The sequence below is a fragment of the Maribacter sp. X9 genome (assembly GCF_048537565.1).
Classification (GTDB): domain Bacteria; phylum Bacteroidota; class Bacteroidia; order Flavobacteriales; family Flavobacteriaceae; genus Maribacter.
The window spans coordinates 1,533,453-1,554,248 of record NZ_CP183215.1 but is presented as its reverse complement, the minus strand read 5'-3'; the positions used below and the strand labels follow the sequence as shown (position 1 = coordinate 1,554,248).

General features: G+C 38.2%; 22 protein-coding genes. 2 read left to right on the top strand and 20 right to left on the bottom strand.

The genetic code is table 11. The annotated features are described in order from the left end of the window. Positions 1–52 precede the first annotated feature (52 nt). Positions 53–2,095: a thioredoxin domain-containing protein gene (locus tag ACNR9Q_RS06495; protein WP_419213798.1), complete on the top strand. Its 2,043-nt coding sequence runs from the start codon at positions 53–55 to the stop codon at positions 2,093–2,095. A 78-nt stretch (positions 2,096–2,173) separates the two neighbouring features. Then, complete coding sequence (locus ACNR9Q_RS06490; protein ID WP_419213797.1) at positions 2,174–2,998, top strand: mechanosensitive ion channel family protein; 825 nt, start codon at positions 2,174–2,176, stop codon at positions 2,996–2,998. A gap of 63 nt (positions 2,999–3,061) precedes the next feature. Here ACNR9Q_RS06490 and tsaB read toward each other — a convergent pair whose 3' ends face one another. The 20 genes from tsaB to gcvH form a co-directional block, all read right to left on the bottom strand. Then, a complete protein-coding gene (gene tsaB, locus ACNR9Q_RS06485) occupies positions 3,062–3,754 on the bottom strand; it encodes a tRNA (adenosine(37)-N6)-threonylcarbamoyltransferase complex dimerization subunit type 1 TsaB (protein ID WP_419213796.1) in 693 nt (230 codons plus the stop codon). Positions 3,755–3,834: 80 nt separating this feature from the next. After that, positions 3,835–5,175, bottom strand: coding sequence for a TolC family protein (locus ACNR9Q_RS06480; protein WP_419213795.1), 1,341 nt, complete (start codon positions 5,173–5,175; stop codon positions 3,835–3,837). Between the two features lie 68 nt (positions 5,176–5,243). Next, a complete protein-coding gene (locus ACNR9Q_RS06475; RefSeq protein ID WP_419213794.1) occupies positions 5,244–6,368 on the bottom strand; it encodes an efflux RND transporter periplasmic adaptor subunit in 1,125 nt (374 codons plus the stop codon). 43 nt (positions 6,369–6,411) lie between these two features. After that, positions 6,412–7,668, bottom strand: coding sequence for an ABC transporter permease (locus tag ACNR9Q_RS06470; protein ID WP_419213793.1), 1,257 nt, complete (start codon positions 7,666–7,668; stop codon positions 6,412–6,414). A 2-nt stretch (positions 7,669–7,670) separates the two neighbouring features. Next, positions 7,671–8,900, bottom strand: coding sequence for an ABC transporter permease (locus ACNR9Q_RS06465; protein WP_419213792.1), 1,230 nt, complete (start codon positions 8,898–8,900; stop codon positions 7,671–7,673). After that, a complete protein-coding gene (locus ACNR9Q_RS06460; RefSeq protein ID WP_419213791.1) occupies positions 8,893–9,594 on the bottom strand; it encodes an ABC transporter ATP-binding protein in 702 nt (233 codons plus the stop codon). Before ACNR9Q_RS06460 ends, ACNR9Q_RS06465 begins: the two co-directional genes overlap by 8 nt. Before the next feature lie 97 nt (positions 9,595–9,691). Next, positions 9,692–10,807: an efflux RND transporter periplasmic adaptor subunit gene (locus ACNR9Q_RS06455; protein ID WP_419213790.1), complete on the bottom strand. Its 1,116-nt coding sequence runs from the start codon at positions 10,805–10,807 to the stop codon at positions 9,692–9,694. Between the two features lie 34 nt (positions 10,808–10,841). Then, complete coding sequence (locus tag ACNR9Q_RS06450; RefSeq protein WP_419213789.1) at positions 10,842–12,101, bottom strand: ABC transporter permease; 1,260 nt, start codon at positions 12,099–12,101, stop codon at positions 10,842–10,844. 62 nt (positions 12,102–12,163) lie between these two features. Continuing rightward, positions 12,164–13,411, bottom strand: coding sequence for an ABC transporter permease (locus ACNR9Q_RS06445; protein WP_419213788.1), 1,248 nt, complete (start codon positions 13,409–13,411; stop codon positions 12,164–12,166). A 111-nt stretch (positions 13,412–13,522) separates the two neighbouring features. Next, a complete protein-coding gene (locus tag ACNR9Q_RS06440; protein ID WP_419213787.1) occupies positions 13,523–13,747 on the bottom strand; it encodes a hypothetical protein in 225 nt (74 codons plus the stop codon). After that, positions 13,737–14,270: a DUF420 domain-containing protein gene (locus tag ACNR9Q_RS06435; RefSeq protein ID WP_419213786.1), complete on the bottom strand. Its 534-nt coding sequence runs from the start codon at positions 14,268–14,270 to the stop codon at positions 13,737–13,739. The genes ACNR9Q_RS06440 and ACNR9Q_RS06435 overlap by 11 nt, the downstream gene beginning before the upstream one ends. Positions 14,271–14,274: 4 nt before the next feature. After that, positions 14,275–15,000 (bottom strand): SCO family protein, encoded by a 726-nt coding sequence (locus ACNR9Q_RS06430; RefSeq protein WP_419213785.1) that lies wholly within the window; start codon positions 14,998–15,000, stop codon positions 14,275–14,277. Then, positions 15,000–15,629, bottom strand: coding sequence for a hypothetical protein (locus ACNR9Q_RS06425; protein WP_419213784.1), 630 nt, complete (start codon positions 15,627–15,629; stop codon positions 15,000–15,002). The genes ACNR9Q_RS06430 and ACNR9Q_RS06425 overlap by 1 nt, the downstream gene beginning before the upstream one ends. A 126-nt stretch (positions 15,630–15,755) precedes the next feature. Continuing rightward, the gene (locus tag ACNR9Q_RS06420; protein ID WP_419213783.1) at positions 15,756–16,139 is read right to left on the bottom strand and encodes a cytochrome C oxidase subunit IV family protein; all 384 of its coding nucleotides are present in this window, start codon (positions 16,137–16,139) and stop codon (positions 15,756–15,758) included. 53 nt (positions 16,140–16,192) lie between these two features. Beyond that, complete coding sequence (locus ACNR9Q_RS06415) at positions 16,193–17,167, bottom strand: cytochrome c oxidase subunit 3 (protein ID WP_419213782.1); 975 nt, start codon at positions 17,165–17,167, stop codon at positions 16,193–16,195. A gap of 95 nt (positions 17,168–17,262) precedes the next feature. Then, a complete protein-coding gene (locus tag ACNR9Q_RS06410) occupies positions 17,263–17,844 on the bottom strand; it encodes a cytochrome c oxidase subunit 3 (RefSeq protein ID WP_419213781.1) in 582 nt (193 codons plus the stop codon). Between the two features lies 1 nt (position 17,845). After that, positions 17,846–18,748, bottom strand: coding sequence for a heme o synthase (cyoE, locus tag ACNR9Q_RS06405; RefSeq protein WP_419213780.1), 903 nt, complete (start codon positions 18,746–18,748; stop codon positions 17,846–17,848). A 472-nt stretch (positions 18,749–19,220) separates the two neighbouring features. Beyond that, entirely contained in the window at positions 19,221–19,925 is a 705-nt protein-coding gene (locus ACNR9Q_RS06400; protein WP_419213779.1) for an energy transducer TonB, read from the bottom strand. Positions 19,926–19,987: 62 nt separating this feature from the next. Then, on the bottom strand, positions 19,988–20,380 hold the full coding sequence (locus ACNR9Q_RS06395) for a VanZ family protein (RefSeq protein ID WP_419213778.1): 393 nt from the start codon (positions 20,378–20,380) through the stop codon (positions 19,988–19,990). After that, a complete protein-coding gene (gene gcvH, locus ACNR9Q_RS06390) occupies positions 20,373–20,753 on the bottom strand; it encodes a glycine cleavage system protein GcvH (protein WP_419213777.1) in 381 nt (126 codons plus the stop codon). Before gcvH ends, ACNR9Q_RS06395 begins: the two co-directional genes overlap by 8 nt. Positions 20,754–20,796 lie beyond the last annotated feature (43 nt).

Sequence of the window (20,796 nt, the reverse complement as noted above, 5' to 3'; positions counted from 1 at the left end):
CGATCGGCGCTTTTTTTGTTTTTTAGATCCACCATTCTTAATTCACAGGACCATGAAAGAAAAATTCACCAACAACCTCATTAAGGAAACCAGTCCCTATCTCTTACAGCATGCCCACAATCCTGTACATTGGGAAGCATGGCATCCCGAGGTACTGCAACGGGCAAAAAAAGAAAATAAATTACTACTTATTAGTATTGGTTATGCTGCATGTCATTGGTGCCATGTCATGGAACATGAATGTTTTGAAAATGAAGAAGTAGCCGATACCATGAACTCCCATTTCGTGAACATTAAGATCGATAGGGAAGAACGACCCGACATCGACCATATCTATATGGATGCACTACAAATGATGACTGGTGCCGGGGGTTGGCCATTGAATATTGTGGCACTTCCAGACGGCAGACCTTTTTGGGGAGCCACCTTTGTTAAACAAGAGGCATGGATACAGGTTTTACAACAACTCGGCGAATTATACGAAACCGACCCCTCTAAGATCATAGGATATGCCGAGAATATGGAACATGGACTAATAGAAATAAACACCATATCCACGACAAAAAACCCGGATATTTTAAAAACCTCTGATATTACCGAAATTATAAAGGACTGGTCGACCTATTTCGATACTTTTTTCGGCGGATATAAAAGGGCTCCCAAATTCATGATGCCAGTAAATCTAAATTTTCTTTTGCATTATGCCATTTCTGAAAACAATGTTGAGATACAGGAATATTTAAATACCACCCTGACCAGAATGGCCTGGGGTGGTATTTTTGATCATGTCGGGGGCGGATTTTCACGATACTCGGTAGATACGAAATGGCATGTGCCCCACTTTGAAAAAATGCTGTATGATAACGGACTCTTAATTAGTCTTTACGCTAAAGCGTATGCCGCCACAGGAAATGAACTTTACAAAAACACAGTTCAAAAAACCATCTCGTTTTTAGAGGAAGAATTACTGCATAAGAATGGTGCTTTTTATTCCTCTTTGGATGCGGATAGCCTTACGTCTACAGGAAAATTAGTAGAAGGTGCCTATTATGTTTGGCAAGAGCAGCAATTAAAAGAACTGCTTTCCGATGATTTCGAAATTTTCAAGACATATTTCAATATCAACTCCTATGGATTTTGGGAGCACGATAATTACGTATTGATAAGAGATGGCGAACAAAGTGCTATCGCTGCCAAATTCGAGATTCCCAAAGCAAAACTGATTGAAAAAATAGAATCTTGCTTGAAGATACTCAAGAAGGAAAGGTCAAAAAGAAAATCGCCGAGACTAGATGATAAAATACTGACCTCATGGAATGGATTGGCCCTTACAGGACTTACCAACGCCTACAAACATTTAGGAACAGATAGATATTTAGTTTTAGCACAAGATTTGGCCAATTTTATCCTGAACAATTTAATTAAGGAAGATGGTTCGTTATACCATAATTTTAAAAATGGAAAAGGCAGTATTACAGGATTCTTGGAAGATTACGCGGCGGTTATTCAAGGGTTTCTAGGGTTGTACGAAGCCACTGCCGATGAAAAATGGTTGCAGCAAAGTGTTAACTTATCAGATTATGTTCTAAATCATTTTACAGATTTAGAGACGGGATTGTTCTTTTTCACTTCGGACAATGACGAAAAATTAATTCGAAGAACCTTAGAAATAGCCGATAATGTAATTCCATCGTCCAATTCTATTATGGCGCATAATCTATTTCTACTTTCAAAATACTATCCCGAAAACGGATATCAACAACGATTAGAAACCATGCTATCGACCATGGATTCAGTTATTAAAAAAAATCCCCAAAGCCATGCGAATTGGCTACATCTTTCACTTGTAAAGAATGAGAGATTTTATGAGATAGCCATTGTAGGTGAAAAATCAAGAGAAATCAGCGGAATTTTACAAAAAAATTATTTACCTAACGTTATCTTTGCCGCTTCGAAGGAAAAAAGCGAACTGCCCCTTTTAAAAGAAAGGTATGTTGAAGGAAAAACTTTGATATACATCTGTCAAGAAGGAGCTTGCCAACTGCCAACGGAAAAAACCCATGAGGCTTTAAAACTGATAAAAGCCAAAAATTAACAATTGTTTAGCCTGAAATAATTGATTGATATACGAGTCAATAGTTAAATTTTGGCGAACTAAAAACACAGTGATTATATGGATGAATTTTGGAATTTACAGGAACATGCCGATAAAGCAATAGATTGGCTTTGGGCCGTTCTACCCAATTTTTTATATGCCGTTATACTTTTAATAGTAGGTACTTATATTATTCGGTTTATCAATAATATGGTTCGTAAGTTCTTTTTGAAAAAGGATTATGATTTGGCCCTAGAATCATTTTTGCAAAGCTTCATCAATATAGCGTTAAAAATAATGCTCTTTGTTCTCGTGATAACCCAATTAGGGGTACAAACAACATCTTTGGTAGCTGTATTGGCCTCTGCCGGTTTAGCTATTGGTTTAGCGTTACAAGGTTCATTAGCAAATTTTGCGGGTGGAGTCCTTATTCTGTTGTTCAAGCCCTTTAAGATAGGAGATTTTATTTCTGCCCAGAGCATTGACGGTACTGTCACGGAAATATCGATTTTCACGACCAAATTGAGCACATTTGGCAATCAGATTGCAATTATACCCAACGGACAACTTTCAAACAATACGATCATCAACTACAATGCTCTGGATACACGTAGAGATAAAATAGATGTAGGTATCGGCTATGGTTCCAATATTAAACAGGCTAAAGAAATACTATTAGCGATTTGTAATGAACATGAAACCATACTCAAAGAACCTGCCCCGGAAGTATATGTAGGGGAATTGGCCGATAGCTCAGTGAATTTGACCTTACGTTTTTGGGCGAATAATCCAGATTTCTGGGCAGCGCACTTTCACGTAATGGAAGAAATCAAGTATCGCTTTGATGCCGCTGGTATCGAGATACCTTTCCCACAACGGGTGATTACCCAAATGAAAAGCTAAGTAGGTCATCAACTTATTTTAAAAAGTCCTTGAAGTTATAATTTCAAGGACTTTTTATTTTTTTCAAGGTTTTGATCCGATTTGTTTTTTTGTCTGAAGCACAAAATCTTTCAGGTAGTAAGGCTCAAAATAGGCCACGTCCTCAAAATCATTATTCGTGAATTTTTGAAATGAGAGGCGCGCCATTTCCTTTGCTGACGGCACAATTTCGCAATGAAACTGTATGTTGGCTTGATCTAAAATATCCTTTATTTTCTGTGCGCCACTTCCTAAAAAATGTAACGATTTTGAATCCCGATATTCTTGGAAAGAATTCTCATTGATTACCTCAGCCCTAGTTTCCCTGATTTGATGCAATTGTCCGTCAAAAACTGCTGCATACACTTCCATACGTCTGGCATCCAAAACGGGGATGATAATTACTTTTTCTTCGGTCGAAACCAATTGGGCAGCCATACTTTCTAAGGTTGAAATGGATACCAGCGGTTTATCCAAAGCGTAGCAAAGACCTTTAGCTGCAGAAACCCCTATGCGAAGACCGGTATAGGAACCAGGGCCTTTGCTTACGGCAATCGCATCTAAATCTTGCATTTCACTACCAGCATCCCGCATTACATCTTCTATAAAAACATGTAATTTTTCAGCGTGTGAATAATTGGCCGAATTCAATTCCTTTAAAACAATTATGTCCCCCTCCTTCGCTAAACTAACGGAACAATTGGTGGTCGAGGTTTCTAAATTTAAAATTAATGCCATAGTGCAAAGGTATCACATAGCCTAAAATGAGAAAGCCTGTAATTCATAAAATTACAGGCTTTCTCAACTTGTTGTTTTACTTAATCTAAAGAAATAGGGATTCCAAAATAGAACTCCAAAATTTTCAAACGGAATATATAATCATATTTGGTCCGTATCAAGGTTGCTTCAGCATTATCTACTCGGGCCTGCGCTTGACTAAAATCGAAGGAATTCATTAGACCGACATCAAAACGATCTTTAGAATATTGATAGGCTAAACGTCTTGCTTCCAATGTTTTTTGGGCAGCCTCGTAGGATTTATAAAAACTCCTAACATCCACATAAGCCTGATTTACGTTCGTTTCCAATTGTAATTTGGTTCGCTGATATTCAATCTGAGCAATATCTACGCTAATCTTAGATCTTTTAATATTATTGCGAACACTCCATCCATTAAAGATTGGAATATTAATTTGTGCGCCATACGATATACCATCATTGATATACAATTGGTCTTTAAATGGAATTTTCTCACCAGTTAAAAAATCCCTGTTCTGGTCCGAATATCTTGTGTTATAATTTATAAAGGCACCCACAGTAGGATATCTTGCACCCTTTGCGATATCCAAATCTTTTTGGGCCAATTCAACTCCCGATAAGGCGAATTTGATGTCATTTCTAAAGGTCAATGCTTTATCGAAAATAGTCTTGGCGGAGTTATCTAAAATATCTGAAGGAGGAATTTCAAATTCTTCTTCTGCGATATCGAAATTCTCATAATCTGTAATACCTAGTAATTGCGCTAAACTAATTTTAGAAATTAAAATGAGGCTCTCGGCATTTACAATTTGTTGTTCCTGATTGGCCGCAGTAGCTTCCAATTCTAAAAGGTCGCCCCGAGCTACCACTCCAGAATCCACCAATTCTTTGGTTCGTTTTAAATCTTGTTCCGTAACCGCATATTGGGCCTTAAAAACTTTTAACGATTCTTTATTAGAAAGTACTTGTAAATATGCGTTGGCAACGTTCAGTCTAATATCATCCTTAATATTATCCAATCTATACTGATTACTAATTGCATTTAATTTAGCCCTTTCTATTCGATTATAATTTCTCAGTCCATCAAATAAGGTTATCGAAGAAGTCATGCTTCCAGAGGCTGAAAAGAAAGTTGTATTAATCGCAGTGTTGGTGGTTGGATCGATAGCAAGACCTGTGTTGGCCGATGCACTAAGGGTAGAATTAAGAGTAGGCAATAAGGCTCCTATAGCATCTGATTTATCAATATCTGCATTTTCCAAGTCCAGTTCAGCTTGGGCTACCGTAAGATTATTTTCCACCGCGTAGAATACACATTCTTCCAAAGTCCATTTCTTTTGCTGTGCCATTATTCCCACAACAGAAAATAAGAGTAGTAATCCTGTAATTTTTAATTTCATTTGTTTTCTTTTTTAAACCAATGTCACCGTTGGTCGTACGATTCGTTTTTTGATTTGATTGATGAATTTTAATTTCCGCCAGACCCTTTATCTTGGCTCTTGGCTTCTAATTTATTCCAGATTTTTATTTTGGCATTTTCATCGATGCCCGAAATGATTTCCACATCGATACCATCACTTACGCCTAAAACCAACTCTTTCTTTTCAAAGGTGTTTTCGCCTGTTTCAACCTCCACGTAAGGTTTGTTGGAGTCCTTATCGAATTGCAATAAAGCTTCCTTTATGGAGAGCACATCCTTTTTTTCCTCTAAAACTATAGCGGCGTTAGCGCTATATCCCGCACGTACGTTTGTACTATCGGCAACCACAAGATCTCCTTCTATTTTAAACTGTACCGCACCCTCTTCTTCGACTCCCTTTGGAGCTATAAACTTCAATTTAGCATTGAACTTTTCGTCCTGTAGGGCACCCATACTAATTTCTAGCGGCATACCTACCTTCAATTTACCCACTTCGGCCTCATCAACTTCTCCTTCAAAAATCATTTTTGACATATCGGCAATGGTCGCTATAGTGGTACCATCGTTAAAGTTGTTACTTTGTATAACTTGGTCCCCAACTTCAACGGGAATCTCTAATAAGGTGCCGGTAACCGTTGCCCTAATGTTAGTATTGGCACTAGATGAGCCTCCTGCAGAACCAACTTTAATAATTTGATAATCAGCCTTGGCATTTTCCAACTCTTGCTTCGCCTGGTTATAGGTTAATTGTTGGGTATTAAAATCTTGACTGGAGATTACCCCTTTATCAAAAAGGGTCTTGTTTCTATCATATTCTATTTTTGAATTGTTAAGTGCCAGTTCTGCGGTCCTGACGCGTCCGCTAGCTTGGTTCATGGACTGTTCATTTGGGACTACTTTAATAGTCGCAATTAAATCCCCTGCTTTTACCTGAGCACCTTCCTCCAAATATACTTTTTCGATAATTCCAGAAATCTGTGGCTTTATTTCAATTTCATCTTCAGGAATCACTTTGCCGGTCACAACCACTTTATTGACAATGTCCCTTCTTACCACTTGCTCGGTCTCATATGTTTTTAAAGGGGTGCTGTTCTTTTTCAAAAAATATACTACCGCGGCGAGTATTCCTATCACCACTACTCCTAGTAATCCGTACTTTACATACTTGTTCATGCTCAACTATTTGATTGTTATTTATTCTATTTTGGTTGCTGTCTTATTCTTCTCTTAAGGCATCAATTGGTTTTATTCTGATGGCCCTATTGGCAGGTATGAGACCTATTAAAACACTAAGACCCACCATCAAAATAAAAGAGGTTAAAAACTGTGGGATGCTCACCATTAAATTATAAAATGGTAAATCACTATTATCCCCGATTATATTATTTGCAATCGCCAAAAAGCCGACGGCTATCGAAAAGCCTACGAAGCCAGCAAAAACTGTAATTACGATTGATTCTAACACTATTTGACGTTTTACGACCTTAGGCGTTGCACCCAAAGCACGGCGAATACCAATTTCTTTGGTGCGTTCCTTTACTGTAATCAACAATATATTACTAATGGCGATTACCCCAGCCAAAAGGGTGAGGATACCTACGAAAAAGGATACCCCTTGCAATACACCCGTAAAGGCGGATACATTATTGAAAATCTCAGAAAGGTCAAAACTGCCTATGGCCCGCTCATCTATGGGGTTGATATCATATTTGTTCTTCAATAAACGTTTGACTTCACTTTCAACAACAGGCACTTTGGTATCTGGCTGTACCGATATGGCCATCCATCCCATATTATCTCCTGAACCAAAAGCTTTTTGAAACGTAGTAAAAGGGATATAGACAGAATTCTCACCATCAATATTTATATTTTGGTTCGGTTTGTAGATACCTACGATGTTAAAGAAAACCCCATTGATCCTTACATCTTCTCCAATAGCATTTTCTCCTTTTTCAAAAAGAAGTTTATAGGTTTCTTCACCGATTACACAAACTTTTTTGGCATCTGTCATGTCGTTCTCATTAAGAAACCGGCCTTCTACCAATTTCTTTTTCATGATCTCATCAATATTTGGGTAATCACCATATACATTCGACCCGCTTGTCAACCCCTTTCTATAGACCGTAACAATGCCTCTATGACTGCCAAGTTCAATTCTTGGTGCCAAAACCTCAATTTCCTTGATCTGCTCTTTTAAAATTTCCGCATCCTCTAGTTTGAACTGTATTTTCCGTCCCCGTTCAAAACCCTTATAAGGTTCCGAAGTACTTTGACTCCAAATGAACAGGCTATTGGATGCCGTACCAGCGAATATTTTTTGAAAACCGTTACTCATTCCATTGGCCCCACCCAACAAGAGTACCAAAATGATCATCGCTATAATCACCCCAAGCATTGTCAAAAATGTGCGAAACAAGTTCTTACCCAACGTGGCAAAAATCTCAGACCATAAATCTCTATCGAATATCCACATAATTATTTATCGCTTAATGCTACAATCGGTTTTACTTTGGCTGCTTTCATTGCAGGGATCAGACCTGCCAAAACTCCCGCTACCACCAGTATAATGGTTGCGGTCACTACGATTGACATACTTACTGATGGATCGGCAAAGGCATCTGTCTTAATATTAGGGCCCACTATGGCCAATAAACCCGTGGCGATTGCCAAACCTATAAACCCCGAAAAAGCCGTAATAAAAACAGATTCGAACAATACCAGTTTTATAATCGACCAAGGTTCGGCACCCAATGCCTTTCGTACCCCAATTTCTTTCGTACGCTCCTTTATTATAAATACCATGATGTTTCCTATACCCACAATTCCAGATAGTAAAATCAAAAGTCCCACAATGATTACGGCAATATCCAACCCTCCCGTAAAATTGCTGATGTCCTCAAAAACTTCGGCATAATTAAATACTCTGATTCCCGCTTGGTCTTGGGGAGCAACCTTAAATTTTCGTTTGAATACACTTTCCAAACGTTCAGAAAATTCAAGAGCTTTCGTTAAGTCATACGTAGGATTATAGGTCAGTGATATTTGATCGATATGATCCGTTTGACCATACATTCTTTGAAATGTACTGGTAGGAGCATATATATTGCGTTCGGCGTTGTCATCACCATCATCTGTAAAAGTGCCGATAACCCTAAACGGTAAACCATTGAATTCAACGAATTTACCTATGGGATCTTCGCTCTTAAAAAGATCTTGAGCTACTTTTCTACCGATGACCGCAACCTTTGAGGCATTGAGCAAATCATTTGTATTGACAAAGCGGCCATCTGCTATTAAAATTTTTTCGATTATCTGTAAATCAGGATAAACGGCCTGTACGCTATAGCTCCCGGTCTCACTTCCATATCTAGCGGTTATATTTTGATAGACCCTAGGACTGATATATTCAAGATCATTGTGAAAACTTCTTTTTATGTAATCAATATCATCATTGGTGAGTTGTATGCGTCTACCGGCCTCAAAGCCACCATAGGCCATTGAAGTGGTGCCCGTCCTCATAAAAATGGAATTGGTGGCATCATCACTAAACTGCCTGGTGAAACCATTCTGCATTCCATTCACCGAAGCCAAAAGCAATACAAGGATAAAGATTCCCCATCCCACGGAAAAACCGGTCAGAAAGGTTCTTAGCTTATTGTTACTAATGCTGTGATATATTTCTTGCCAGATGTCCCTATCAAACATATTGTGCCGCTCTTACCTGTTCTATTTTTTTATCCTCTATGATGACCCCATCTTTTAAATGAACGATACGCTTACACATATCGGCAATATCCGGCTCATGGGTAACGATTAAAATGGTGTTCCCTGCGTCATTTATTTTCTGGATCAGATCCATCACTTCATAGGATGTTTTACTGTCCAATGCTCCTGTAGGCTCATCGGCCAATAAAACCTTAGGTTCGGCAGCCATGGCCCTAGCAATGGCAACACGCTGTTTTTGACCCCCTGAAAGCTCACTGGGCAAATGCGTGGCCCATTCTTTCAACCCTACTTGTGTTAAGTATTTCAATGCCTTTTCTTGACGTTCTTTTCGAGGTACTTTTTGATAGTATAAAGGCAACGCAACATTTTCTGCCGCACTTTTATAATTGATCAGGTTAAACGATTGGAATATGAAGCCTAGAAACTTGTTTCTATATCGTGCCGCTTTTGTCTCATTAAGATTCTTGATCGGCACGTTATCCAAGATATATTCGCCAGAATCCAAACTATCAAGCATGCCCAATATATTCAACAAGGTAGATTTTCCGGACCCAGATGAACCCATAATAGCTACCAATTCGCCCTCTTCAACATTAAAATTAATTCCCTTAAGTACGTGAAGCGAATTTTTGCCCATTTTGTAGGACTTATGAAGATCTTTAATTTGAATCATGTTGGTTGTTATTTTGAACAATCATAAACATTGTCTACCGGTTAGACTATGTCGCCTTGAAATTGTTACATCAATTAATTATTATTTTTTTGATTTATTAGTTTTGCGCAAATTCATCTGGTTTCACTTCGTTCCAGACTTTGATCTTTTCGCCTTCCTTTATCCCAGAATTTATTTGCACATGAATGCCATCACTAATTCCCAGTTCAATGTCCCTTCGCTCGAACTGTTGGTCGCCCGTTTCAATTTCAACATAAGGTTTTTTGGTCTTATCATCGAACTGCACCAAGGCCTCCTTAACGGCAAGGACGCTGTCTACACGTGCTAAAATAATAGAGGCATTTGCACTTAAGCCAGCCCTAATAAAAACGGTATCTTGTTTTTTCAGGGTGCCTTTAATTTCAAACTGAATAGCTCCATTTTCCACTTTACCTTTTGGAGCGATGTAATCCAAAACGGCATCAAATACTTTATCTTCAATGGCACCTACTGTAATCTCTAACGGAAGGTCTTCTTTTATCTTACCGACCTCAGACTCGTCAACCTTTCCTTCGAAAATCATCTTGTCTACATCGGCAATTGCTGCAATAGTTGTTCCTTCATTAAAATTATTACTTTCAATAACTTGATTTCCGACCTCAACGGGCACTTCTAATACCATACCGCTGACCGTGGCGCGAATCTGGGTATTCGCGGCATTGCCATATCCCGAGGTCGTTCCCGTTTTTACGATATCATATCTTTTGTTCGCGGCCGCATACGATTGTTTCGCCTGATCATAAGTCACTTGCGCCCGTTCCAAATCCACTTTGGAAATAACGCCCTTGGCAAACAGTCCCTTTTGTCTATCCAAGTTCCTTAATTGATCATCTAAATTAATTTTAGTCTCGTCTATGGTATTCTTAGCATCGTTTAAGGAGCTTAAATTAGGCACTACCTTAATGGTACATAACAAATCTCCCGATTTTACGTAGTCTCCACCTTCAACAAATATTTCTTGGATAACGCCAGAAATGTTAGGCTTGATCAAAACTTCCTCTAAAGGAAGTATACTTCCGGTGGCCATGGTTTTTTTAATAATGGTCTGTTTAGATGGTTCTTCGGTCTGATACACCACGGGGTCTTCGGCATTTTTCTGGTACAAGTAATACATGGATCCACCAAAGGCTAAAACAATGACAAGAAGAATGATAATTGTTGCTGATTTTTTCATTTTTTGATTAGTTACTTTTTATTGATCGATAAAACTATTCTGTTCGTAATGCTTCTATGGGTCTAATTTTAATCGCACTCTGTGCTGGTATAAACCCTGCTAATAATCCAGAGAATACAAGAAGGACCAATGCACTTACCACTACACCTAAACTAACGCTAGGGTTAATGAACATATCTACAGGTCCTATAGCATCTAGCACGGCATTTACACCATAGATAAAGAGGGCCCCGAAAATTATACCCACCATACCTGATATAATAGTTAAGAATATAGACTCCATGAGTATTTGCTTCTTAATGGACCATGGGTCCTCTCCCAATGCCCTGCGTATTCCAATTTCCTTGGTCCGTTCCTTGATTACGATCAGCATGATATTGCTGACCCCAATGATACCAGACAATAGCACTAGGATTCCAACAAAATAGGCCACCCACCTCAGCGCACCAAAAAGACTTTCGACCCTGTTGAATTGTTCGTATAGATCAAAATAGCCTACGGCGCGTTTGTCTTCTGGATGAATTTTTCTGTTCTCCTTCACTACACTTACTATTTTTTCCTTTAAATTGGATATTGAACTGCCATCTTGTGCCGTAATCGCCATCCAACCTACATCATTTGCCGTATTGAATGCTTGCGAAAAAGAAGTAAAGGGAACAAATATTTCTTTTTGGCCTTCCTCTCCATTACCATCATCGCTTTTCTTTTTGTAAGTACCCACTACCATGAAGTTCACACCTTGAATTTTCACGTAGGTACCTAATACTTCTTCACCCTTATCGTACAGTTCGTTTCTAACACCATCACCAATGACCGCAACTTTGCGCTTATCTTCAACATCATTTTGATTGATAAATCTACCAGTCGTAATGGTCATGGGGTCTTGTCTAATTATCTGAGGATAATCTCCGTACACATTAAAAGCACCCGTTTTGAGTCCCCGAACCACATTATTTCCCCCTCCAAAACCACCCAATTGATTTCGAGGCGATATAAATCGAAGGTTGGGAACATTATCTTCAATGGCTTTAACATCCTCTAACTTAAAATTGAAACGTCTGCCTTTTGGTAATCCTTTATAGGCCATGGTCGTATTTCTAGACCACATGAACATGGTATTGGTGGCAATATCCCCAAAGTCTGCCCTGATACCGTTTTCCAATCCCTTACCCGCGGCCAACAGAATAATAAGGATGAAAATGCCCCAACCTACCCCAAATGAAGTGGCCAAAGTCCTGAACACATTACTGGACAACACTTCCAAAATTTCTTTCCAACGGTCTTTGCTGAACATCCTTATGCTTTAGTTATAATTGGTGTTGTTCTATTTCTTATTTTTTTATTTCCAATTCGCTCTTATTCGTCCCTTAATGCTTCAATCACATGAATTTTAGCGGCCCTCCAAGCGGGAAAAAAACCAGCTACCGCACCTGCGAAAATCAGTACAAAAACCGTTGTCATAGCTACATTGAAATTGACAGAGGGATTTAAAATATAATCCACCTCTATATGCGGACCAACAATTTCTAACAACGCCATACTTAAAATAAGCCCTGTAAAACCAGCAATTGCTGTAATGAAAATTGCCTCGTGAAGTATCATGCCAACAATTGACCACGGCTTTGCCCCTAAAGCTTTACGAATACCTATTTCACGTGTACGCTCCTTAACCACAATCAGCATGATATTGCTTACACCTACAATACCCGCAATGATGGTGCATACCCCTACGAACCAAAAGAAAAACTTGATTCCACCCATTAGAGAGTAAAAGCGTTTTGCTTCTTCCATAGGATTGTACACTTGAATGGCACTGGTATCATCTGGTGCCACGGTATGTGCTTGTTGCAAATAGGTTTTGAGAGAATTCTTGAATTTAATGGACTGCTCAACGGCAGCGTTGAAATTTTCAGCGGGGGGTAATGTGTAAGATAGGTTACTTAAATAATCGGCGCCATTAAAAACTTGTTGTGCCGTACTTACGGGGATATAGATACGGTCCTCTTCCCTTTCCCCTCCTACATCACCATACACACCAATAATCTTAAAGGGAATTCCGGAAATATCCAAAAACACTCCTACTGGGGTTTCTAGTTCTTGGAATACTTCGCGCTTGATTTTATTACTAATAATAGCAACTTTAGCCTTTTCATCCTCATCTTGTTGGTTTAGAAACCTACCTTGGGAAATAAACTCATTTTCGATAAACTGAAATTGAGGGGAAACGCCCTGCACAGCATAGGCCAAGGATTCAGTACCGTAGTTGACCAAAACATCCCTAACGAATATTCTTGGCGACTTATTTTCAATGGCATCTTCCAACAAAACCGCAGCAAAATCATAATTCTCATTACGTAACTGTATACGTCTTCCAGGATTCATTCCCTTATATTCCTTTGTAGTCACGCCCGGCCATACCCAAACACTCGTCGCGGCATCCTGTTCAAACTCTTGGGCAATACCATTTTGCATGCCTTGCCCAAAGCCTAATAAAATTACCAAAATGAAAATACCCGAAGCTACGGAAAGTCCCGTAAGAAACGTTCGCAATTTATTCTTGCGGATGGTATCGAAAATTTCTTGCCAACGTTCTAAATCGAACATGTGATTAATTGATTTGATTGATTGATGTAGGTGATACTCATATCACACAATCATAAGACTAATCAAAAAGCAGAATGTTACACCTTTACAGCGAAAATTGAAAAAAATAGCTTACGCACGCATTTTTTTGTAGATAAAATAGAAGAGTCCGGCGACCAAAACATAGGGAATAGCCATCAAGTAGACAATGCCGTTATTAATACCCTTGGCCGCATTACCAGATGATTCACTTTCCAATACCGCCCTACACATCGCGCACTGTGCTTCGGCAACGGATGGAAAAAGCACCATTACCAGTAGGGTTAACATCAATATCATTTTTTCTTTAGTACGCATAATATGGGGATATCATTAAATAAACAACCACTCCAGTAATAGCTACATACAACCAAATTGGAAAGGTATATTTGGCCAAAGCCCTATGTTCATCAAATTTGTTCAAATAAGCCTTAGCATACGTGCGAAGTACTAAAGGAATAAGTGCTATTGACAAAACAATATGTGTAAATAAAATAAAGTAATAAACATAACGAATGACTCCTAATCCGCCATAAGCCGTAGAATCGGAGGTCATATGATACGCAATATACATGACCAAAAATAATAGTGACAAGATGATATTGGTGGTCATTAACCGTTGATGCAGCTTTTGATTTCCATTTTTTATGGCCCAAACCGCAAGCAATAAAAGCACTGCTGTGATTCCATTAATGGATGCATAAATAGGGGGCAAAAAGGATAAAGGCTTAACATTAGGGATTTTCACACCAAACAATAAAGCCACAACTAAAGGAATAACAATAGAAACTACAGCTATAACCCTATTAAACTTTTTTTCATCTGAAATCCTTTGTTGCATACTCTTATTCTTGCAGTAATTTTTCTATATCGGCCTTTAAAATACTTATTTCCTCCTTTTCACCTTGATCATTGGTTCCGTTCTTCTCTAAAATTGCACCTCTATAATACACGATCGGATTGCCAAATTCATCGGTTCGAGATCTTAGATACCCCTCCTTATCGACTAAAGCAAAAAGACCTGAATGTTCAAAGCCGCCCGGTACATCTGGCATTTCGGCCGCAAAAATATTGAACCCAGCATTTGCCAATTCATAAATAGCTTCCTTATCGCCCGTCATTAAATTCCAATTATTCCCTCGAATATTATATTTTTTGATATAAGCCCTTAAAACTTCGGGGGTATCGAATTGCGGCGTTATACTGAACGATGCTATTCCAAAATCCGTTTCATCCTTAAACTTTTGTTGAACCTCTACTAAATTCGTTGTCATGACAGGGCAAATACTTGGACAACGGGTAAAAAAGAAATCAACCACATACACCTTACCCAGATAGTCCTTGTCGCTTACTAAAACGCTATCTTGATTGATAAATTCAAAAGAAGGAACTTTCCTCCGTTTACCATCCAATAATATATAACCCAATCTCTTATTACTTGATTCGCTATTTAAACGGTCATTTTCTACCACACTACCGGAGGACAGTCTCTCCACTATTCTTGGTATGACGATTATTCCAAATATTAGAACAATCAACGAAACCCATATATATGTATATTTTTTATTCATTAATGAGATCTATCTGCATTATTCTTTTTTAAGGCCAGACGGTACTCCGCCAATATGATTTTTATATCATCGACCATTTTATTATTTAAATCGGCAACAGAATTGGTATTGAAACCATACTTTGTTCCCTCATCCTCATCATCGGTCCTACCCCTTAAATTAAGGTCTTTATCAACTATGAAAGCATAAGGTGTACTATAATTTTTATCCAATTGCAAATCTGTCTTTAAACTTGCAAACAACGAATCTATTTCTTCGGAGGTTGCGAATACGAAATTCCATTTCTCAATATCCGCCAAGGCGCCAATCTCCTCTTTAAGGTCCCTTACCTTCTCTTCGGTTCCAAAGGGAACAACCATTACGAACTGAAAATCGTTGAACTCAAAAAAACGTTTATAAATTTTCTGATTTAGGTTGAAAGCATTACCCTTTCTGGAGTCGACATCAGTACCAAGAAAACCCAAAACCGTAATATTATCCTTAAATCTTGCATTAGTGGCAAAGTCCAATTCGCTCACGTTTTGAGTTAATTCAGGTAACATTCCAAAATTATTCACCCCTGACGCAAAGAAAAGGTACGCTACGATAGGCAATACAAATAAAACAATAAGAACAAATGTTTTTTTCATAATCGAAAATTCTGCTCAGCAGTCATGCCAATTGAATTAAAACCAGCATACATCGCTTAAATAGGGAACGATACAAAAATAAAAAAGACGGTGATGAAACCGTCTTTTAATTCTGTTAATTATCGTTTAGAAATTCCAACTTATAAAGCCGAATTTATAGACATTATAGATATAATCGGCCTCTACCAAAAGTATGAAAACCAAGTAGATCACTAAGAAAATAGGTGTCCATACTATTGCTCTTCTCAATGAAGATTTTTCGTCACGCAGGTGCATAAAATCCCAAGCAATATAATAGGCCTTTACCAAGGTCAGGATTATAAATATCCAATTCAACAATTTCATGCCCAAAAGATGGGTATCGGTCAATATCTGTGGTTTAAGTATTCCTAAAACAACCTCTACTGCCGTCACAAGAGTAAGAAAAGCTAAAACTCCCCAAATTTTTTGTGTATTGGATTTGAACTTTACAACTCCCCTGAAAATCTCTAATTTATGTTCGTGTGCCATGTTACTAATAATCTATAAATCAATTTACCGTAGTAGTGCTATTTTTTAATGAATTAAACCAAGTAGAAAAAGGTAAATACGAATACCCAAACCAAATCTACAAAGTGCCAGTATAATCCAATTTTTTCAACCATTTCATAATGCCCTCTTCTTTCATAGGTGCCGAGAATTACATTGAAAAAGATGATAATATTAATTATCACACCTGAAAATACGTGAAACCCGTGAAATCCTGTAATAAAGAAAAAGAAATCAGCAAAAAGACGGCTCCCGTACTCATTATGAATCAAATTAGCACCTTCAACGACTTCTTTCGCATCCGCTAATTTCGCCAAAGAGGCCTGTCTATCCAAAACAGTTTTTTCTCCATCCTCATTAACCAGTTCGGTTCTTATTAAAATATTTGGGTCTGCCTTGAATCCTTCTATCACTTCATTTAAGGAGTAGGTCGGCAGGGCTTTTTCCCCATAATACCAAATACCATTCTTTTCTTCATGCTCTACTCTTTCATCTTCTATGGTAACCGCAAAATCTGATAATGAAGCCCTTTCTCCACTATCGGCCTTTACAAATTGTAAAATTCTACCCCCGTTCGTTTCTAAAGCGCCATGGTCGCCTTTAATAAAGGTCTTCCATTCCCATGCTTGTGACCCGACGAAAATCGCCCCTCCGATAATGGTTGCGAACAAATACCAAATAACGGCATTTTGTTTCATTTTATGACCGGCGTCTACCGCCAATACCATTGTAACCGAAGACATAATCAATACAAATGTCATAAAGGCAACATAGATCATCGGATAATTTCCATGAAAAAATGGAACGTGGGTAAACACCTCGTCAGCAATGGGCCAAGTTTCAATAAACTTAAATCTTGAAAAGCCGTATGCCGCTAAAAATCCTGAGAAAGTCAAGGCATCCGACACCAAGAAAAACCACATCATTAATTTACCGTAGCTTGCTCCCAAAGGTCTGTTACCACCTCCCCAAACGCTTGTTTCCGCTCCCGTTGTCACCGTAGAATCCATATACTGATTATCGTTTTAATAAAACTTTAGCAAATTTACATTTTTTTGAACTATATAAAAGCCCAATTTGATTCAAAACTTATTTTGGTGCAAATTTATTTTACAAAGGTCATAAATAACACCAAATAGACCCATAATAAATCTAAAAAGTGCCAAAAAGTTGCCCCTAAAGCAAGTCCTAAATATTCTTTCGGCGTGTACCTCCCTTTAGTTTGCTTGTATAGAACAATTATAAGAGATATCATTCCGGCAATCACGTGTACAATATGAACCATCGCTATCAGAAACACGTAGGACATTTTTATACTACTCGTTGGCCCGGTAAAGTAATATCCTTGTGCTACCATTTGAGAAAACCCTACAAACTGAATACTCACAAAAGCGACGCCCAATACCAACGTTACCCAAAGCAAAAGGGTCGCTTTTTTAGACTGACCATCCTTTACAGCCTTTTTAGCTAACATATAGGTAAGACTACTTATAATAATTACAAGCGTACTATATAGAAATGCTTGTGGCAAGGCCACATCACTAGCCCAGTCTTCCCTGGTACTACTCACGATGTAAGCACTGGTCCATCCTGCAAAACCCATTAATAAACTAACCATTCCGAACCAGAGCATCATTTTTTTTGCCCTATCGTTCTTCTCCTTCGCCGATCCTTGTGTCAAATCCATATCACCCTAAAAATTTATCTATTACATATACAATTTGCATCAGCGTTATATAACTGACACTTGCCAACATTAATTTTCTGGCCGATACATTATCCCGTTTTATATATAACCTAAAAGCGAACCCAAGCATTGCAGCACCCATTAAAAAAATAAGTATCCCAGCTGGTATCGATAAGTGCAACCGACCAGTAATACCAAAAACAGGAATAACGGATATGACCATCATCCAAATAGTATACATTATAATCTGCAATACGGTTGCCGCATCCTTTTTTCCAGTGGGTAACATTTTAAAACCACCTTTTGTATAATCGTCGTTCAACATCCAAGCTAAAGCCCAAAAATGGGGAAACTGCCAAAAAAACTGAATCATGAATAAAGTACCTGGCTCAATACCAAAATCATTGGTGGCGGCGACCCACCCCAACATAAAAGGAATCGCTCCAGGAATAGCACCTACAAAAACTGCCAGTGGTGTTATTGTTTTAAGTGGAGTATAAACACTTGTATATAAAAAGATGGAAACAGCACCGAACATTGCCGTTTTCGGATTTAAAAAATACAGGGCCAAGACTCCAAACAAGGTTAGTGTTATCGCTATGGTCATAGCAGAATTAACAGTCATTCTTCCTGCAGGAATAGGCCTGTTCTGAGTACGCTTCATCAAAACATCTAAATCTTTCTCGATGACCTGATTATAGGCGTTACTGGCACCAACCATACAATAACCGCCAAATGCCAACAACAAAACTTGTACCCATTGGATGTCATAAGCGCCTAAAAAATATCCCGCGAGGGACGAAAAAACAACACTGATTGCCAGCCTAGCTTTAGTAATTTCCTTAAAATCAGCAAAAATCAATGCGATACCATTATTTTTTACCGAGCTCACGGCGGTTTTCATAGTTCTTCGAATAGGTCTGCAAAGATAACCCCCATGCCATATTTCTGCAACCTTATATTTTTATTTCTATCATAATTGACAAGCCCATACATATTTCATTAATAACTACAAATGAGACAATTAAACGTACACACCATCCTGGTTCGATTAATGATTATATTTTTTCGACTTAATTCAAGAAAAAAGAGAAACTATTCTCCTTGACAGGATCTCAAATGGTTTATGCACGTTCGCCAAGGAGGAGGATTATCGTGGCTATATAAGCCAAACAAAAGCACATATCAAATAGGTCAATTTACCAGAATAAGATAGGGAGCGCATTGGAGGAAACCGAAAAAGCCGTTTACATCTCCAAAAACTTAGAATAATACTTTACCTCACCTTTAAAAAACAACCATAAATAAAAAATCCAGAGCTAAAACAGCTCGGGATTTTTTATTTATAAACGCTTAACCTTAAAAACGATTTAAGCTTATTGTAATTTAAAGTTAATTGGAATACTAAAAGGAACACGTACAGCTCTACCTCTTTGCTTACCAGGAGTCATTTTAGGCAGCTTCCCAATAATTCTTGCTGCTTCAGCCTCTAAATTTTTATCCGGTCCACGCATTCTAATGTTACCTATGCTCCCATCTTTTTGGATTACGAACATTACACTTACCCTACCTTGAACGCCCATTTCTTGAGCAATCTCAGGATATCGGAAGTTTTTACCAATATGCTTTTGAATCATTTCGTTAAAACAAGCTCTTTTATCCGGGGCACTTTCACAACCTGGAAAAATTGGAACATCTTCAATAACAGCAAAAGGAACGTCAACATCCTCTTCCACCTCTTCCACAACAACATCTTCAACCTCAACGATTTCCTCTTCTTGACTAGTCTCCGTCGACTCGATTACGGTTTCCTCAACTTCCTCCTCATCCTCTACGACCTCAATGATTTCAGGTGCAGCTGGTGGCGGTGGTGGGGGCGGAGTCTTAATCTGTTCGGTCATTGGAACTTCTTCATCCAAAAGATCATCTACATTCATAGATATATCATAATCATTCACTTCATCATAAGTTTTCCACTCAAATGCCACATAGGTAAATAGCATTACCGCAAACAATCCTATGACAAAATAAAGACTGCTGTTCGTTGTTAAATCCGCCTTGGGATTCTTTTTAGGTTCCATATATATTCAATTTAGTGATTGCTAATTTAACTAAATAATCCATAAAAATGCAACTTATATTTTCATTTTAACGACTGCTTTATTAAAAACAGAAAACGTAAGAGCATCATTCCAGTAAATGCGCCAATAGAATTCGCCAGTACATCAAAAGGATCGCCTTGTCTATCCATAGTCGCTACATGTTGTAGGATTTCAATTATTATGCCATAACCTATTGCGAATAAAACAATGTACCTCAATATCTTAAGGTCGGTACTTCCATGCCATGCCCCATTTGTTTTTGCGAAAAAAGCCAACACAACCATAACAAAATAAAAGGTAAAATGTACCGCCTTGTCTAGATGTGGAATATTGAATCTAGAGGCTTCTACCCCTGAAAAAGAAAATAGGCTGAGAAGTGTTACGAACACCATCCAGCCTATGAACATTACTTTATATGCAAGGTTTTTAAGCACCTATAAGTTCCTTATACGCAGCATCACTCAATAATTCCTCCACCTCAGCAGCGTCGCTAAATTTAATTTTCACCATCCAACCATCACCATAAGGATCGGTATTCACCTTTTCAGGCTCATCTTCCAAAGCCTCATTGAATTCAACTATCTCCCCTGACAAGGGTGAAAATAGATCCGATACTGTTTTCACCGCTTCTACCGTTCCAAAGATAGCTTCACGCTCTAATGTTTCGTCTAAGGTATCTACCTCTACATAGACAATATCACCTAGTTCACCTTGGGCAAAATCTGTAATACCAACGGTTGCAATATCACCGTCAATTTTCACCCATTCATGATCTTTTGTATATTTTAATTCAGCTGGTATATTCATTATTCGTGTATATTATTTTTTTCTTCGGCAAATGTATAGCATT

What these genes read in the sequence shown, in the direction of transcription:
- ACNR9Q_RS06465 (WP_419213792.1), bottom strand. Translation starts at nt 8,900, where the DNA reads ATGTTTGATAGGGACATCTGGCAAGAAATATATCACAGCATTAGTAAC.
- ACNR9Q_RS06460 (WP_419213791.1), bottom strand. Translation starts at nt 9,594, where the DNA reads ATGATTCAAATTAAAGATCTTCATAAGTCCTACAAAATGGGCAAAAAT.
- ACNR9Q_RS06450 (WP_419213789.1), bottom strand. Translation starts at nt 12,101, where the DNA reads ATGTTCAGCAAAGACCGTTGGAAAGAAATTTTGGAAGTGTTGTCCAGT.
- gcvH (WP_419213777.1), bottom strand. Translation starts at nt 20,753, where the DNA reads ATGAATATACCAGCTGAATTAAAATATACAAAAGATCATGAATGGGTG.
- ACNR9Q_RS06415 (WP_419213782.1), bottom strand. Translation starts at nt 17,167, where the DNA reads ATGGATTCTACGGTGACAACGGGAGCGGAAACAAGCGTTTGGGGAGGT.
- ACNR9Q_RS06490 (WP_419213797.1), top strand. Translation starts at nt 2,174, where the DNA reads ATGGATGAATTTTGGAATTTACAGGAACATGCCGATAAAGCAATAGAT.
- ACNR9Q_RS06475 (WP_419213794.1), bottom strand. Translation starts at nt 6,368, where the DNA reads ATGAACAAGTATGTAAAGTACGGATTACTAGGAGTAGTGGTGATAGGA.
- ACNR9Q_RS06430 (WP_419213785.1), bottom strand. Translation starts at nt 15,000, where the DNA reads ATGAATAAAAAATATACATATATATGGGTTTCGTTGATTGTTCTAATA.
- ACNR9Q_RS06400 (WP_419213779.1), bottom strand. Translation starts at nt 19,925, where the DNA reads ATGGAACCTAAAAAGAATCCCAAGGCGGATTTAACAACGAACAGCAGT.
- tsaB (WP_419213796.1), bottom strand. Translation starts at nt 3,754, where the DNA reads ATGGCATTAATTTTAAATTTAGAAACCTCGACCACCAATTGTTCCGTT.
- ACNR9Q_RS06440 (WP_419213787.1), bottom strand. Translation starts at nt 13,747, where the DNA reads ATGCGTACTAAAGAAAAAATGATATTGATGTTAACCCTACTGGTAATG.
- cyoE (WP_419213780.1), bottom strand. Translation starts at nt 18,748, where the DNA reads ATGAAAACCGCCGTGAGCTCGGTAAAAAATAATGGTATCGCATTGATT.
- ACNR9Q_RS06470 (WP_419213793.1), bottom strand. Translation starts at nt 7,668, where the DNA reads ATGTGGATATTCGATAGAGATTTATGGTCTGAGATTTTTGCCACGTTG.
- ACNR9Q_RS06425 (WP_419213784.1), bottom strand. Translation starts at nt 15,629, where the DNA reads ATGAAAAAAACATTTGTTCTTATTGTTTTATTTGTATTGCCTATCGTA.
- ACNR9Q_RS06410 (WP_419213781.1), bottom strand. Translation starts at nt 17,844, where the DNA reads ATGGATTTGACACAAGGATCGGCGAAGGAGAAGAACGATAGGGCAAAA.
- ACNR9Q_RS06495 (WP_419213798.1), top strand. Translation starts at nt 53, where the DNA reads ATGAAAGAAAAATTCACCAACAACCTCATTAAGGAAACCAGTCCCTAT.
- ACNR9Q_RS06435 (WP_419213786.1), bottom strand. Translation starts at nt 14,270, where the DNA reads ATGCAACAAAGGATTTCAGATGAAAAAAAGTTTAATAGGGTTATAGCT.
- ACNR9Q_RS06480 (WP_419213795.1), bottom strand. Translation starts at nt 5,175, where the DNA reads ATGAAATTAAAAATTACAGGATTACTACTCTTATTTTCTGTTGTGGGA.
- ACNR9Q_RS06455 (WP_419213790.1), bottom strand. Translation starts at nt 10,807, where the DNA reads ATGAAAAAATCAGCAACAATTATCATTCTTCTTGTCATTGTTTTAGCC.
- ACNR9Q_RS06420 (WP_419213783.1), bottom strand. Translation starts at nt 16,139, where the DNA reads ATGGCACACGAACATAAATTAGAGATTTTCAGGGGAGTTGTAAAGTTC.
- ACNR9Q_RS06445 (WP_419213788.1), bottom strand. Translation starts at nt 13,411, where the DNA reads ATGTTCGATTTAGAACGTTGGCAAGAAATTTTCGATACCATCCGCAAG.